General features: G+C 47.1%; 16 protein-coding genes. 6 read left to right on the forward strand and 10 right to left on the reverse strand.

Annotated features, from left to right (window positions below):
* A partial coding sequence (locus ACJHXB_RS03470; protein ID WP_323498327.1) for an IS3 family transposase occupies window positions 1–79 on the forward strand: 79 nt, incomplete at its 5' end.
* Between the two features lie 166 nt (window positions 80–245).
* Here the strand turns inward: ACJHXB_RS03470 and ridA are convergent.
* The 6 genes from ridA to bdcA form a co-directional block, all read right to left on the reverse strand.
* Window positions 246–632, reverse strand: a complete 387-nt coding sequence (gene ridA, locus ACJHXB_RS03475; protein WP_000047539.1) for a 2-iminobutanoate/2-iminopropanoate deaminase — start codon at window positions 630–632, stop codon at window positions 246–248.
* 72 nt (window positions 633–704) lie between these two features.
* Window positions 705–1,166, reverse strand: a complete 462-nt coding sequence (pyrI, locus tag ACJHXB_RS03480; RefSeq protein WP_000148581.1) for an aspartate carbamoyltransferase regulatory subunit — start codon at window positions 1,164–1,166, stop codon at window positions 705–707.
* 12 nt (window positions 1,167–1,178) lie between these two features.
* Complete coding sequence (gene pyrB / locus ACJHXB_RS03485) at window positions 1,179–2,114, reverse strand: aspartate carbamoyltransferase (RefSeq protein ID WP_000013046.1); 936 nt, start codon at window positions 2,112–2,114, stop codon at window positions 1,179–1,181.
* Between the two features lie 3 nt (window positions 2,115–2,117).
* Window positions 2,118–2,252, reverse strand: a complete 135-nt coding sequence (gene pyrL / locus ACJHXB_RS03490) for a pyr operon leader peptide (protein WP_001296693.1) — start codon at window positions 2,250–2,252, stop codon at window positions 2,118–2,120.
* Between the two features lie 280 nt (window positions 2,253–2,532).
* Entirely contained in the window at window positions 2,533–2,928 is a 396-nt protein-coding gene (locus ACJHXB_RS03495) for a RidA family protein (RefSeq protein WP_000230273.1), read from the reverse strand.
* Window positions 2,929–3,058: 130 nt separating this feature from the next.
* Window positions 3,059–3,772 carry an SDR family oxidoreductase gene (gene bdcA, locus ACJHXB_RS03500; RefSeq protein WP_000500711.1) on the reverse strand — a complete coding sequence of 238 codons (714 nt, stop codon included), beginning with the start codon at window positions 3,770–3,772 and terminating at the stop codon, window positions 3,059–3,061.
* A 70-nt stretch (window positions 3,773–3,842) separates the two neighbouring features.
* Between bdcA and ACJHXB_RS03505 the strand changes: the two genes are divergently transcribed.
* From ACJHXB_RS03505 to ACJHXB_RS03515, 3 genes are all read left to right on the forward strand, one after another.
* Complete coding sequence (locus tag ACJHXB_RS03505; protein WP_001316043.1) at window positions 3,843–4,436, forward strand: TetR/AcrR family transcriptional regulator; 594 nt, start codon at window positions 3,843–3,845, stop codon at window positions 4,434–4,436.
* A gap of 144 nt (window positions 4,437–4,580) precedes the next feature.
* Window positions 4,581–5,033, forward strand: coding sequence for a toxin-antitoxin biofilm protein TabA (gene tabA, locus ACJHXB_RS03510; protein ID WP_001328597.1), 453 nt, complete (start codon window positions 4,581–4,583; stop codon window positions 5,031–5,033).
* Between the two features lie 122 nt (window positions 5,034–5,155).
* The gene (locus tag ACJHXB_RS03515) at window positions 5,156–7,027 is read left to right on the forward strand and encodes a hypothetical protein (protein ID WP_410233463.1); all 1,872 of its coding nucleotides are present in this window, start codon (window positions 5,156–5,158) and stop codon (window positions 7,025–7,027) included.
* A 57-nt stretch (window positions 7,028–7,084) separates the two neighbouring features.
* On the opposite strand, the gene argF is transcribed toward ACJHXB_RS03515, so the two are convergent.
* A complete protein-coding gene (gene argF / locus ACJHXB_RS03520) occupies window positions 7,085–8,089 on the reverse strand; it encodes an ornithine carbamoyltransferase (RefSeq protein WP_000012907.1) in 1,005 nt (334 codons plus the stop codon).
* Between the two features lie 161 nt (window positions 8,090–8,250).
* Between argF and rraB the strand changes: the two genes are divergently transcribed.
* Window positions 8,251–8,667: a ribonuclease E inhibitor RraB gene (rraB, locus tag ACJHXB_RS03525; protein ID WP_000002955.1), complete on the forward strand. Its 417-nt coding sequence runs from the start codon at window positions 8,251–8,253 to the stop codon at window positions 8,665–8,667.
* 45 nt (window positions 8,668–8,712) lie between these two features.
* Here the strand turns inward: rraB and ACJHXB_RS03530 are convergent, their stop codons facing one another.
* On the reverse strand, window positions 8,713–9,216 hold the full coding sequence (locus ACJHXB_RS03530; protein WP_001059404.1) for a GNAT family N-acetyltransferase: 504 nt from the start codon (window positions 9,214–9,216) through the stop codon (window positions 8,713–8,715).
* 192 nt (window positions 9,217–9,408) lie between these two features.
* Here ACJHXB_RS03530 and ACJHXB_RS03535 point away from each other — a divergent pair, with 192 nt between their 5' ends.
* Entirely contained in the window at window positions 9,409–10,605 is a 1,197-nt protein-coding gene (locus ACJHXB_RS03535) for a YjgN family protein (RefSeq protein WP_000079637.1), read from the forward strand.
* A gap of 53 nt (window positions 10,606–10,658) precedes the next feature.
* Here ACJHXB_RS03535 and valS read toward each other — a convergent pair whose 3' ends face one another.
* Both valS and holC read right to left on the reverse strand, forming a co-directional pair.
* Window positions 10,659–13,514, reverse strand: coding sequence for a valine--tRNA ligase (gene valS / locus ACJHXB_RS03540; protein WP_000416383.1), 2,856 nt, complete (start codon window positions 13,512–13,514; stop codon window positions 10,659–10,661).
* On the reverse strand, window positions 13,514–13,957 hold the full coding sequence (gene holC / locus ACJHXB_RS03545) for a DNA polymerase III subunit chi (RefSeq protein WP_000786399.1): 444 nt from the start codon (window positions 13,955–13,957) through the stop codon (window positions 13,514–13,516). The genes valS and holC overlap by 1 nt, the downstream gene beginning before the upstream one ends.
* Between the last annotated feature and the right edge of the window lie 96 nt (window positions 13,958–14,053).

Below are 14,053 nucleotides of genomic sequence, written 5' to 3' on the forward strand. Positions count from 1 at the left end.
GAATCAAAAAAGAATAAAACTCAGTCTTGGGGGACTCAGTCCGGTAGAATACCGGACTGAGCATCAAAAAGCCGGTTAACTGAAACTGTCCAGGTTTTGGGGTTCAGTTCAGTAAACGCCCAATCCGGCCTACAAATTCAATAAATTGCAGGAATCACATAGGCCTGATAAGCGTAGCGCATCGGGCGATTTTGCTTTTGTCATCAGACTTAATCCGGGCATGATAGCCCGGATTTCCGTCAAGATTAGCGACGAACAGCGATCGCTTCGATCTCAATCTTCACGTCTTTCGGCAGACGGGCAACTTCAACGCAAGAACGTGCCGGGAAGGTGGCATTGTGCTCGGTGAAGAACGCTTCGTAAGTGGCGTTTACGGTTGCGAAGTCGTTCAGATCTTTCACAAACACGGTGGTTTTAACGATGTCGCCCACTTTCAGGCCTGCGGCTTCGACGATCGCTTTTACGTTATCCAGCGACTGACGAGCCTGTGCAGCGACGTCTGCCGGTACTTCGCCCGTTTTCGGATTTACCGGGATCTGACCGGAGGTGATGATCATATTGCCCAGATCAACGCCCTGTACGTAAGGACCGATAGCTGCCGGTGCATTTTCCGTCGCGATAGTTTTGCTCATGATTTCTCCTTTATTACAGCGGTAAAAAGTCTGGCTCATTATAGGGAGCCAGACTTTTATTACCAACCGCAATTAATTGGCCAGCACCACATTATGGGAAAACTCTTTTTCACAGTATTTGCATTTGAGCGCGATGTCATTGGCGCGTTTTCGCACGGCAAAGCTGGAAGAAACCGGTTCGGCATGGCTGATACAGTTGCTGTTCGGGCAGACCAGCACATTGTCGATGCGCTCCGGCAGACTGGGGCGCGATTTGCCAACCACTTCATAGTTGTCGATACGATTTACCGTGGCTTGCGGCGCATACAATGCCAGTTGATCTACTTGATCTTCACTTAAAAAGGTATTTTCGATTTTGATCAGATCTTTGCGGCCCATCTCGCCAGAAGGCAGATTCAGACCAATGGTGATCCGCTGATCCGTTTCGGTCAGCTTGAACAGACTCAACAGCTTAAAACCGATCTGGGCGGGGATATGGTCAATTACCGTGCCGCGTTTAATAGCTTCAACCTGCAATTTATTATCGTGTGTCATCTCTATTTCCCCTTACAGTACCAGATCGCGATTCAGAACCAGTGCCAGTAACGCCTGGCGAGCGAAAATCCCGTTGCCTGCCTGCTGGAAGTACCAGGCGTGTGGCGTTTTATCAACATCCGTCGCAATCTCATCAACACGCGGCAGCGGATGCAGCACTTTCATATTGGCTTTGGCGTTGTGGAGATCGCTGGCGCGAAGAACAAACTGCGCTTTCACGTTGGCGTACTCGGACGGGTCCAGACGCTCTTTTTGCACGCGGGTCATGTACAGGATGTCTACTTCCGCCATCACTTCTTCAATAGAGCTGTGCAGACTCCAGGCGATCCCTTTTTCATCAAGCATATCCAGAATGTATTGCGGCATTGCCAGCGCGTCCGGCGCGATGAAGTAAAAACGGTTGCCGTCGAACTTCGCTAACGCCTGAGTCAGGGAGTGAACGGTGCGGCCATATTTCAGGTCACCAACCATTGCGACGTGGAGATTGTCCAGACGCCCCTGGGTTTCCTGAATGGTGAATAAGTCCAGCAAGGTTTGCGTCGGATGTTGGTTGGAGCCATCACCGGCATTCAGTACCGGTACATTGCCAGAAAATTCGGTGGCCAGGCGCGCCGCCCCTTCCTGCGGATGACGCATCACTATCGCATCGACGTAAGTGCTGATAACCGAAATGGTATCGGCCAGCGTCTCGCCTTTTTTACCCAGTGATGTATTGGCGCTGTCGGAGAAGCCCACCACGCTGGCACCCAGGCGGTGCATGGAAGTTTCGAAAGAGAGGCGGGTACGGGTAGAGGCTTCGAAGAAACAGCTGGCAATGACTTTGTGCTTCAACAGCTCTGGTTGCGGGTTTGCTTTCAGTTTCGCCGCTGTCGCCAGCACCAGATTAAGGTCATCGCGACTAAGGTCGTTTATGGAAATGATATGTTTCTGATAGAGCGGATTAGCCATCTTTTATCTCCTGACGCCTGGGCAAAAAAAAGCCCCTCGATTGAGGGGCTGGGAATGGGTGATCAACGGGAAGAAAAACGGCAGGCCAGCGTCTTTTTTCAGACGCGGTAAGACAAAATGTCGAACACACTGAACCATACATCCTCCCGGCAAATTGTCCGGCATTATACTCATAGCCAGAAGCGGTGCAAGCATTTGATGCAATATTTTGTCAGCGCAAACGGTTTATTTGAATTAAAAGTCAAAATGTATGCATTTTTATTTGCTTTGATTCTGGAGGAGAACTGTCGTTCGGTATCAATAATTGCAGACATTTCCTGCTTTTTTCTTTTTCACTTTCACGCAATCAGATATGCATTTTATTCCATTCATCCGACTTATACGGCGGAGTGTGAAAACGAACGGCTAACACTATTGCTTACAGCTCAGGGATGCGCGCTATCACTTTAATTTCAAAATCAAAGCCTGCCAGCCAGGTAACGCCCACCGCCGTCCAGTTTGGATAAGGGGGGGCGCTAAATATTTCATTTTTGACCGTCATGATGTCTTCAAATTGTTTTTCCGGATCGGTATGAAAGCTCGTAACATCAATGATATCGTCAAAAGTGCATCCCGCGGCAGCCAGGGTCGCATGCAAATTATCAAATGCCAGTCTGACTTGTTGCTGAAAATCGGGTTCTGGTGTTCCGTCCTCTCGACTTCCTACTTGCCCGGAAACAAACAGCAAATCGCCGGAACGAATAGCCGCAGAATAACGATGTTCAGCATACAGTGAATGTCGGCCAGCAGGGAAAACAGCGGTTCTTTCTACCATTTGGTTATCCCCAAGATTTACGACATGAACAGAAGATTTATATTTACCAGGAGCCGCTTTTAGCGGACGACGTGAGTAAACAAAACCCAGACATCATGGGAAATGGCTGGGCTTAATTGAGCGTAGTCGGTTATGCGCCAAACGCGCCATCAATGGTATGCATCGCGCCGGTAACAAAACTGGCTTCTGGCCCTGCTAACCATGCGACCATACCAGCGACCTCTTCCGGTTGCCCATGTCTTTTAATAGCCATAAAACCATGCAACATATCGCGCATTGGCCCGTTGGCGGGATTAGCGTCGGTATCTATTGGCCCAGGCTGGACGACGTTAATGGTGATCCCACGCGGTCCAAAATCACGGGCCAGCCCGCGCGCCATGCCTTGCAGGGCAGATTTACTGGCGGCATAAGCAGCCATGCCTGCAACAGGCATACGATCGCCATTCACGGAGCCGATGATTAAGATGCGCCCGCCTTCGGGCATCTGCCGGGCGGCTTCAACAGAGGCATGGTAAGGAGCATGAATATTGATTTTGAAAAGGCGATCAATATCGTCGGCATTTAATTCCAGGGCATCGCCAAAGACGCCAATACCTGCATTTACCACCAGGATATCCAATGCGCCGCTCTTACGAACGACATCAATAACAGCGTCTCTGTCAGCACTATCTGTGAATACTGCTGTCGCTCCAGTCTCTTGTGCCAGGCGTTCAGCGGCATCTTTCGACCCCGCATAGGTGAATCGTACATTGGCCCCATCGGTGACGAAACGACGTACGATAGCGGCACCGATTCCACGGCTACCACCGAGGATGAGAACTGTCTTACCTGTAAAAGCGCCCATAAGGACTCCTTGATTTATTATGTAACATGCATTACAAAACTGTTTTAACTTTCTGTCAACAAGTTTTGTAATGGTCACTAAAAAACAATCTCGTGTTCCAGGTCGCCCCAGACGTTTCGCTCCTGAGCAGGCAGTCTCTGCGGCAAAAGTGCTTTTTCATCAAAAAGGTTTCGATGCTGTCAGTGTTGCTGAAGTTACTGATTATCTTGGTATTAACCCCCCGAGCCTCTACGCGGCTTTTGGCAGTAAGGCTGGGTTATTTAGCCGTGTACTCAATGAATATGTCGGTACGGAAGCTATTCCGCTTGCCGATATTCTTCGTGATGATCGTCCGGTAGGCGAGTGCCTGGTTGAGGTATTAAAAGAAGCGGCGCGCAGATATAGCCAAAACGGCGGCTGCGCTGGCTGTATGGTTCTTGAAGGTATTCATAGTCATGATCCACAAGCGCGTGATATTGCCGTTCAATATTATCACGCCGCAGAAACGACCATTTATGACTATATCGCCAGGCGGCATCCACAACGCGCACAATGCGTGACTGATTTTATGAGTACAGTGATGTCTGGGCTTTCTGCGAAGGCACGGGAGGGGCACTCCCTCGAACAACTCTGTGCAACAGCTGCACTGGCGGGGGAAGCGATAAAAACTATTCTCGAGGAGTGATGCGGGCCTTGACCCGAAAGGCGGGAACGCGCCTGCCGATAAGTTGTGATAAGACAATAATTCACGCGTTAAGGCTAGCGGAATTGATCATCTTTTCGTATAACGATAGAAATGAAACGTTGTTTTAATTAAGGAGTGGAAAAGATGATCATCGGAAATATTCATAATCTTCAGCCGTGGCTACCCCAGGAGTTACGCCAGGCGATTGAGCATATCAAAGCACACGTTACGGCAGAAACGCCAAAGGGCAAGCACGATATCGAAGGCAATCGTCTGTTTTATCTTATCTCGGAAGATATGACCGAGCCGTACGAAGCTCGCCGTGCGGAGTACCATGCCCGCTATCTTGACATTCAGATTGTGTTAAAAGGTCAGGAAGGCATGACCTTCAGCACGCAACCTGCAGGCACCCCGGATACCGACTGGTTAGCTGATAAAGACATCGCATTTTTGCCGGAAGGCGTTGATGAGAAAACAATTATCCTAAATGAAGGTGATTTTGTTGTGTTTTATCCGGGGGAAGTGCATAAACCGCTGTGCGCAGTGGGCGCACCAGCCCAGGTTCGCAAAGCAGTAGTGAAGATGCTGATGGCGTAATGACTTTTCGCCGTAAATAACTCCAGGTTTACGGCGAGTTTGTGAAAAGAGCGTTTTTTGATATTTTTTTGTGAGTAAAATTTGTAATGCTTAGACGTTCTTATTAACTCAAGGAGTTCGTCATGAGCAAAATATCAGATTTGAATTATTCTCAACACATTACATTAGCCGACAATTTTAAACAAAAAAGTGAAGTTTTAAATACCTGGCGTGTTGGAATGAATGATTTTGCCCGTATTGCCGGGGGGCAGGATAGCAGAAGGAATATTCTTTCTCCTGGAGCATTTTTGGCGTTTTTGGCAAAGATATTTACCCTGGGTTATGTGGATTTTAGCAAACGCTCCAACGAAGCGGGTAGAAATATGATGGCTCATATTAAGTCCTCATCTTATATCAAAAATAATGACGGTAGTGAGATAATGAAGTTTGTTATGAATAATCCTGTAGGGGAACGAGCGGATTCACCCAAGGTGATTATAGAAATTTCACTTTCCGCTATCACTACTATGGGGACTCGTCAAGGACATACAGCCATTATATTTCCACAATCTGATTTTTTGAGTTTTCGTTATGAAGGTAAGTCTTTTGAAAGAAAAGATGATAGTTCATTACACCTGATTACTAACAAGGTTCTGGCGTGTTACCAACGCGAAGCTAACAAGGAAATAGCGCGTCTATTAAATAATCATCAGAAGTTAAATAATCGTCAAAAGTTAAATGCTCTACAGAAGTTAAATAATTTACAGAAGTTAAATAATCTACAGAAGTTAAATAATTCGCAGGAGTTAAATAATCCGCAGGAGCTAAATAATTCGCAGGAGCTAAATAATTCGCAGGGGTTAAATAATTCGCAGGGGTTAAATGATTCGCAGGATTTAAATGATTCTCAGGATTTAAATGATTCTCAGGAGTTAAATAACTCGCAGGAGTTAAATAATTCTCAGGACTTAAATAACTCGCAGGTGAGTTGTAAAGGTTCAGTTGATTCTACGATTACGGATTTATTAGAAAAACCATTGAATAATGCATTATTAGCAATAAGGAAAGAACATCTGCTATTAATGCCTCATGTATGTGATGAATCGATATCATACTTACTGGGCGAAAATGGTATACTTGAAGAAATAGATAAGCTCTACGAATCAAATGATCACGGAATTGATAATGACAAAAAAGGTAACAATGAAATTAATGACATCATGATTAACCTGTCTCATATTCTTATTGATTCCTTAGATGATGCAAAGGTTAACCTTACACCGGTCATCCATTCGATGTTGGTGACTTTTTTAGAATTGCCATATAATAATGATGTAAAAATACTGGAATGGTGTTTTAATAAAAGCATGCAATATTTTGATGATTCTGCAAAGATAAAGCATGCATGCTCCGTAATAAATCATATTAATCTTCGCAGCGATCAGTCTAAAATAGCTGAGGCATTATTTTTCAATCTCGATAAAGAACCCTATAAAAATAGCCCTGAATTACAGGAGTTGATTTGGAATAAGTTGGTTGTATATGTCAATGATTTTAATTTAAGTAATCAAGAAAAATCACGCTTAATACTAAGGTTATTTGATGATGTTAAGTTGCTATTTAATGAAGTGCCTGTCAGCATTTTAGTAAATGACATTTTTTTGAAGGGTTTTTTCATAAAACACCCTGATTTTGCTAAGTGGTACTTCTATCAATTACTTAAGAATTATGAGGTCGAACAGCTGTATCTTAATGAGTTAGGATATGTTTATGGTGATGAAGAAAAAACAAATGAAATTGTAAAAAAACAACCGGGTTATGTCGTTAAGATTTTTGAAGAAAAGATGGGGAATGAATTAAAAATTAGAACAAGAATGATGAAAATCCTCCGGGATGGGAAAATAAATATATATGAATATATTAATAAAGAACAGTTAGAAAAATTAAATCCTCCGGAAGATTTACGAACAGTAATAGAAAAATTGGGGTGGAAGAATAGAACTCACACTGCATAAAATAATATGATGCCGGGATGTTTTTTGTATTTCCCGGCATCTTTATAGAGATGTCAATTATTTACTGAGCGTCGCGACCATCACCGCTTTGATGGTATGCATGCGGTTTTCCGCCTGATCAAATACAATGCTGGCGGCAGATTCGAAGACCTCATCAGTCACTTCCATTCCGCCATGTAGGCCAAACTCTTCCGCCATTTTTTTGCCAAGCGTCGTTTGGTCGTCATGAAACGCGGGCAGGCAGTGGAGGAATTTGACCTCCGGGTTACCGGTCAACTGCATCATCTTGCTGTTCACCTGATAATCACGCAGTAATGCAATGCGTTCAGCCCATTTTTCTTTTGCTTCACCCATCGACACCCATACATCGGTATAGATAAAGTCAGCACCTTCAACTCCTTTAGCTACATCTTCCGTCAGCGTAATATTCCCGCCATTTTGTTGTGCCAGGGCGCGGCATTCCGTAACCAGCGCAGCTTCTGGCCAGCACGCCTGTGGCGCGACCAGACGCAAATCCAGACCGGTAAGCGCTGCAGCTTCGAGCATCGAATTGCCCATGTTGTTACGTGCGTCACCTGCATAGACCAGCGTCATTTCGTTGAACGCTTTGCCGGGCAAATGCTCCTGCATGGTGAGGAGATCCGCCAGCAGCTGCGTTGGGTGAAACTCATTGGTCAGGCCGTTCCATACCGGCACGCCAGCGTATTCCGCCAGTGTTTCGACAATCTCCTGACCATAGCCGCGATACTGAATACCGTCATACATGCGACCAAGCACGCGGGCAGTGTCTTTAATCGACTCTTTATGACCAATTTGGCTGCCGCTTGGGCCGAGATAAGTAACGCGAGCACCCTGGTCATATGCGGCAACTTCGAAAGAGCATCGGGTACGGGTCGAGTCTTTTTCGAAGATGAGCGCGATGTTTTTACCAGTGAGTTTGGCTTCTTCTTTACCGCTTTTCTTATCAGCTTTCAGCTTCGCGGCTAACTGCAGCAGGCTGTTAAGTTCAGCTGGCGTGAAATCGAGTAATTTCAGGAAATGCTTATGATAAAACCCGGACATAGATCCCTCCTGTGGCTAACGCCTCAATGAATTAAAATTCAATTTATATGGATGATTATTCATTTGCAAGTCTAAAGCATAAATCTTTGTCACAAAGGTGGAGGCAATGTCAGTGGTGTGTGACAATAAGAGTATCGGCAGGACATTAAGAGGAATGAGCCATGGCAAACCCGGAACAACTGGAAGAACAGCGTGAAGAAACACGTTTGATTATTGAAGAATTACTGGAAGATGGCAGCGATCCGGACGCGCTGTACACCATCGAACACCATCTTTCCGCAGACGATCTGGAAACTCTGGAAAAAGCGGCAGTTGAAGCGTTTAAACTCGGTTACGAAGTGACCGATCCAGAAGAGCTGGAAGTTGAAGATGGTGACATCGTGATTTGCTGCGACATCCTCAGCGAGTGCGCATTGAATGCCGATCTGATCGATGCCCAGGTTGAACAACTGATGACGCTGGCGGAGAAATTTGACGTTGAGTACGACGGTTGGGGCACTTACTTTGAAGATCCTAATGGCGAAGATGGCGACGATGAAGATTACGTCGATGAAGACGATGACGGGGTTCGCCACTAATTAATTGATTAAAATGCCCGATAGCACACACTAGCGGGCATTTTTTTAGAGTTCGCGTAGCATCCGCACTTCACAATCGACATGGCCCGTGCAGCCAAGCGCATAGTCGATATGCTCAAAGCCCAAATGCTCATAAAGCGCAATGGCTTCCTTTAAAAAAGCGGTCGTTTCCAGATAGCAGCGTTTGAAGCCCATCTCTCGTGCCTGCTCCATCGCCATTACGGCCAGTTTTTTCGCTAGCCCTTTACCGCGAATAGCCGGAAGAAAATACATCTTTTGCAGTTCGCAAATGTCCGACTCACTCCCGGTTAATGGCGCAATCCCACCGCCGCCGACCACTTCACCCTCGTACTCAACCACCCAATATGCATGGCCAGGCTGACTATACACTTGATACAGCTCGTCAAGATTCGGATCGGCGACGGTGTAGCCTTTATCAGCGGTAAGACCGTATTCGGCGGATACCTGACGAATGACGCGGGCAATAGCAGGATTATCCTGCAGCGTCAGGCGACGCATTACAGGTGATTGCGGCGCAATGTTATTCATAGTTTAACCCAATAAAAATAAAGTAATTATACATTTGTTTAATACCACTCTCTTCTTACGTGCGCAAGCGTCTTATAAAGCAATAAAGTTTTTGCCAGCCTATTACTGATAAGAGTATTGTAACGTGGCAGAACATTTTACTGTCTGTATCTATAAATTATATCAATGGATTTTTTAATTCAGGGAATTTTTATGGCTCAAGTTATTAATGAAATGGATGTTCCGTCCCATTCTTTTGTTTTTCATGGTACAGGTGAGAGATATTTTCTTATTTGTGTGGTGAATGTGTTGTTAACGATTATAACGCTAGGTATCTATTTACCATGGGCATTAATGAAATGTAAGCGTTATCTTTATGCTAATATGGAAGTTAACGGACAACGATTTTCTTATGGAATAACCGGTGGGAATGTTTTTGTTAGTTGTCTTATTTTTGTTTTTTTCTATTTCGCAATCTTAATGACAGTGTCAGCAGATATGCCGCTTGTTGGTTGTGTTTTGACTTTGTTACTGTTGGTTTTGCTTATATTTATGGCAGCAAAAGGACTGCGTCATCAGGCCTTGATGACCAGTCTCAACGGCGTAAGATTTAGTTTTAATTGCTCTATGAAAGGGTTCTGGTGGGTAACCTTTTTCTTGCCGATTTTAATGGCCATTGGGATGGGGACTGTTTTCTTTATCTCGACAAAGATGCTACATGCCAATAGTTCAAGTAGTGTTATTATATCTGTGGTTCTGATGGCAATAGTTGGTATTGTTTCCATTGGTATTTTTAATGGTACTTTATATAGTCTGGTAATGAGTTTTCTCTGGAGTAATACCAGTTTCGGTATACATCGTTTCAAGGTGAAATTAGATACTACATATTGTATAAAATATGCCATTCTCGCATTTTTAGCTTTATTACCTTTTCTCGCTGTTGCTGGTTATATTATCTTCGATCAAATATTAAATGAGTATGATAGTTCTGGGTATGCAAATGATGATATTGAGAATTTACAGCAGTTTATGGAAATGCAACGTAAAATGATAATCGCGCAGTTAATTTATTATTTTGGGATTGCTGTTAGCACCAGTTATTTAACGGTGTCGTTGCGAAATCATTTTATGAGCAACCTGTCACTGAATGATGGGCGTATTCGTTTTCGCTCAACTTTAACGTACCACGGTATGCTTTATCGCATGTGTGCGTTGGTGGTGATATCCGGGATTACGGGTGGTCTGGCTTACCCACTGCTGAAAATATGGATGATTGACTGGCAGGCAAAAAATACGTATTTGCTGGGCGATTTGGATGACCTTCCTTTAATCAATAAAGAAGAACAACCAGATAAAGGCTTCTTAGCCAGTATTTCTCGGGGAGTTATGCCTTCTTTACCATTTCTGTAAGAGATAAAAAAGGCCGGAGCATGCTCCGGCCTTCGTTTTCATCACGGTGTTGATTACAGCGCGGCGATAACAGCCTGCTGTTCAAGCAGCTTCGCTTTCGCTTCCGCATAGCCTTCCAGCTTCTCACGCTCTTTCGCGATAACCGCTTCCGGTGCACGGGCGACAAAGCCTTCGTTCGCCAGTTTGTTCTCGATACGGCTGATTTCACCTTCGATCTTCGCCACTTCTTTCGCCAGGCGCGCCAGCTCATCTTCTTTGTTGATGAGGCCAGCCATCGGGATCAGCAGCTCTGCGCCGTCGATGATCTTCGTAACGGAAACCGGACCTTTGTCATCGGCAGGCAGCACGGTGATGCTTTCCAGACGCGCCAGCGTTTGCAGGAAGCCACGGTTTTCGTTCACTCGACGTTCTGCATCCGCGCTGCAACCACGCAGCAGCAGCTCCAGCGGTTTGCCCGGCGCGATGTTCATTTCTGCACGGATGTTACGTACAGCAACGATCGCCTGTTTCAGCCACTCGGTGTCGGCCAGTGCGGCTTCATCAACCTGAGACGCATCGTACTGCGGGAACGGTTGCAGCATGATGGTGTCAGCAGTGATACCGCAAAGTACTTTCACACGCTGCCAGATGGTTTCGGTGATGAACGGAATGATCGGATGCGCCAGGCGCAGCAAACCTTCCAGTACAGTCACCAGCGTATGGCGAGTACCGCGCAGTTCGGCTTCTGTTCCACCGTTCATTACCGGCTTGGTCAGCTCCAGATACCAGTCACAGAACTGGTTCCAGGTGAACTCATACAAAATGCCTGCGGCGATATCGAAGCGGAAGCTGTCCAGCGCTTCGCGGTACGCTTTGATAGTCTGGTTGAACTCCGCCAGAATCCAGCGGTCCGCCAGCGACAGCGTCATTTCACCGCCGTTGAAGCCGCAATCCTGACCTTCTGTGTTCATCAGCACAAAGCGGCTGGCGTTCCACAGCTTGTTACAGAAGTTACGGTAGCCTTCCAGACGCTTCATATCCCAGTTGATGTCACGACCGGTAGAAGCCAGCGCCGCCAGGGTGAAGCGCAGCGCGTCAGTGCCGTGCGGCTCAATGCCGTTCGGGAACTGTTTCTCGGTGCGCTTACGGATTTTGTCCGCCAGCTGCGGCTGCATCATATTGCCGGTACGTTTTTCCAGCAGTTCTGGCAGCGAAATACCGTCAACCATATCCAGCGGGTCGATAACGTTACCCTTGGATTTGGACATCTTCTGGCCTTCGTCGTCACGAATCAGACCGGTCATGTAAACAGTGTGGAACGGCACCTGCGGTTTGCCATTTTCATCTTTGATGAAGTGCATGGTCATCATGATCATGCGGGCAATCCAGAAGAAGATGATGTCGAAACCAGATACCATCACGCTGGTTGGGTGGAACTGACGCAGGGCGTCGGTATTTTCCGGCCAGCCGAGCGTGGAGAAGGTCCACAGCGCGGAGGAGAACCAGGTGTCGAGAACGTCTTCGTCCTGACGCAGGGCAACGTCGGCACCGAGGTTATTTTCTTTACGCACTTCGTCTTCATTGCGGCCAACATAAACGTTACCCGCTTCGTCGTACCATGCCGGGATACGGTGACCCCACCACAGCTGACGAGAGATACACCAGTCCTGAATATCGCGCATCCAGGAGAAGTACATGTTTTCGTACTGCTTCGGTACGAACTGAATGTCGCCGTTCTCAACCGCTTCAACTGCCGGTTTCGCCAGTACATCGGCACGCACGTACCACTGGTCGGTCAGCATCGGTTCGATAACCACGCCGCCACGGTCGCCGTAAGGAACGGTCAGGTCGTGCGGTTTAATTTCTTCCAGCAGGCCGAGTGCATCAACCGCAGCAACGACTGCTTTACGTGCAGCAAAACGCTCGAGTTTCTGGAACTCTGCCGGGATTTCGCTGGAATAAACGTCAGATTCGTTACCTTTGGTATCGAACACCTGGGCGCTTTCACGGATATCGCCGTCAAAGGTCAGGATGTTGATCATCGGCAGCGCGTGACGTTTACCGACTTCATAGTCGTTAAAGTCGTGCGCCGGGGTGATTTTCACGCAGCCGGTGCCTTTTTCCATGTCGGCGTGTTCGTCGCCAACGATCGGAATACGACGGTTAACCAGCGGCAGAATGACATATTTGCCAATCAGATCTTTGTAACGCGGATCTTCCGGGTTAACGGCTACGCCGGTATCGCCCAGTAGGGTTTCCGGGCGAGTGGTCGCAACCACCAGATAATCTTTACCGTCTGCGGTTTTCGCGCCGTCAGCCAGCGGATAGCGGATGTGCCACATCGAACCTTTCGATTCGCGATTTTCCACTTCCAGGTCAGAGATAGCGGTACGCAGTTTCGGGTCCCAGTTTACCAGGCGCTTGCCACGGTAAATCAGGTCTTCTTTATACAGACGAACGAAAACTTCTTTCACCGCATTGGACAGGCCTTCGTCCATGGTGAAGCGTTCACGCTCCCAGTCGACGGAGTTGCCGAGACGGCGCATCTGACGGGTAATGGTGCCGCCAGATTCCGCTTTCCATTCCCAGATTTTGTCGATGAAAGCTTCGCGGCCGTAGTCGTGACGGGTTTTACCTTCTTCTGCGGCAATCTTGCGCTCAACGACCATCTGGGTAGCGATCCCGGCGTGGTCAGTACCGACCTGCCACAGGGTGTTTTTGCCCTGCATGCGCTGATAGCGGATCATGGTATCCATGATGGTTTGCTGGAAGGCGTGACCCATATGCAAACTGCCGGTGACGTTCGGCGGCGGGATCATGATGCAGAAACTTTCCTGGCTTTCATCGCCATTAGGCTTAAAGTAGCCCTGCTTTTCCCAGTGCTCGTAAAGCGGCTGTTCGATATCTTGTGGGTTATATGTCTTTTCCATTATTTCCAGGTTGCCGTATTCAGGTTGAAACCAGCCACGCGGTAGGCTTTATAGCGTTCGCGCGCCAGTTGTTTCAGAGAATCTTCATAAGGAACGAAGTCTACCACTTCTGTGAAAGCGGTGGCAAAATCTGCAAAGCTTGTTCGCAGACTAATCAATATATCGCGCGGGCTGCTGCTACGCTTTTGCGGCCAGGCGATCTCCACCGGCGCACCGCCGCGCGGTCCTTCTCCCGCTAAATTATGCGGAACAAAGCTTTCTGCCGGACGCGCCCACAGGGCTTCATCCAGCCGGTAAGCCTGCTTTTCATCTTCACAGGCGATGAGCACGCGCTTACCGCTGCGCCAACGTTCTGCGGCAATTTCACACACCAGCTGCTCAACGGCGCTTAAGCCATCGACGGTGGTGTCATTGTCCAGAAGGTAGAACGTTGCGTTTTTCATATATGGGGCTTCTTGTGGTGGATTTAAATATTGCTGCATTCCTCACCCTGAAAGATGAGCAATGAATTTCTATTGCGCTCGATCGGTTCCCTCTCC

The sequence above is a fragment of the Escherichia sp. WS3227_2 genome (assembly GCF_046486495.1).
GTDB classification, from domain to species: domain Bacteria; phylum Pseudomonadota; class Gammaproteobacteria; order Enterobacterales; family Enterobacteriaceae; genus Escherichia; species Escherichia coli.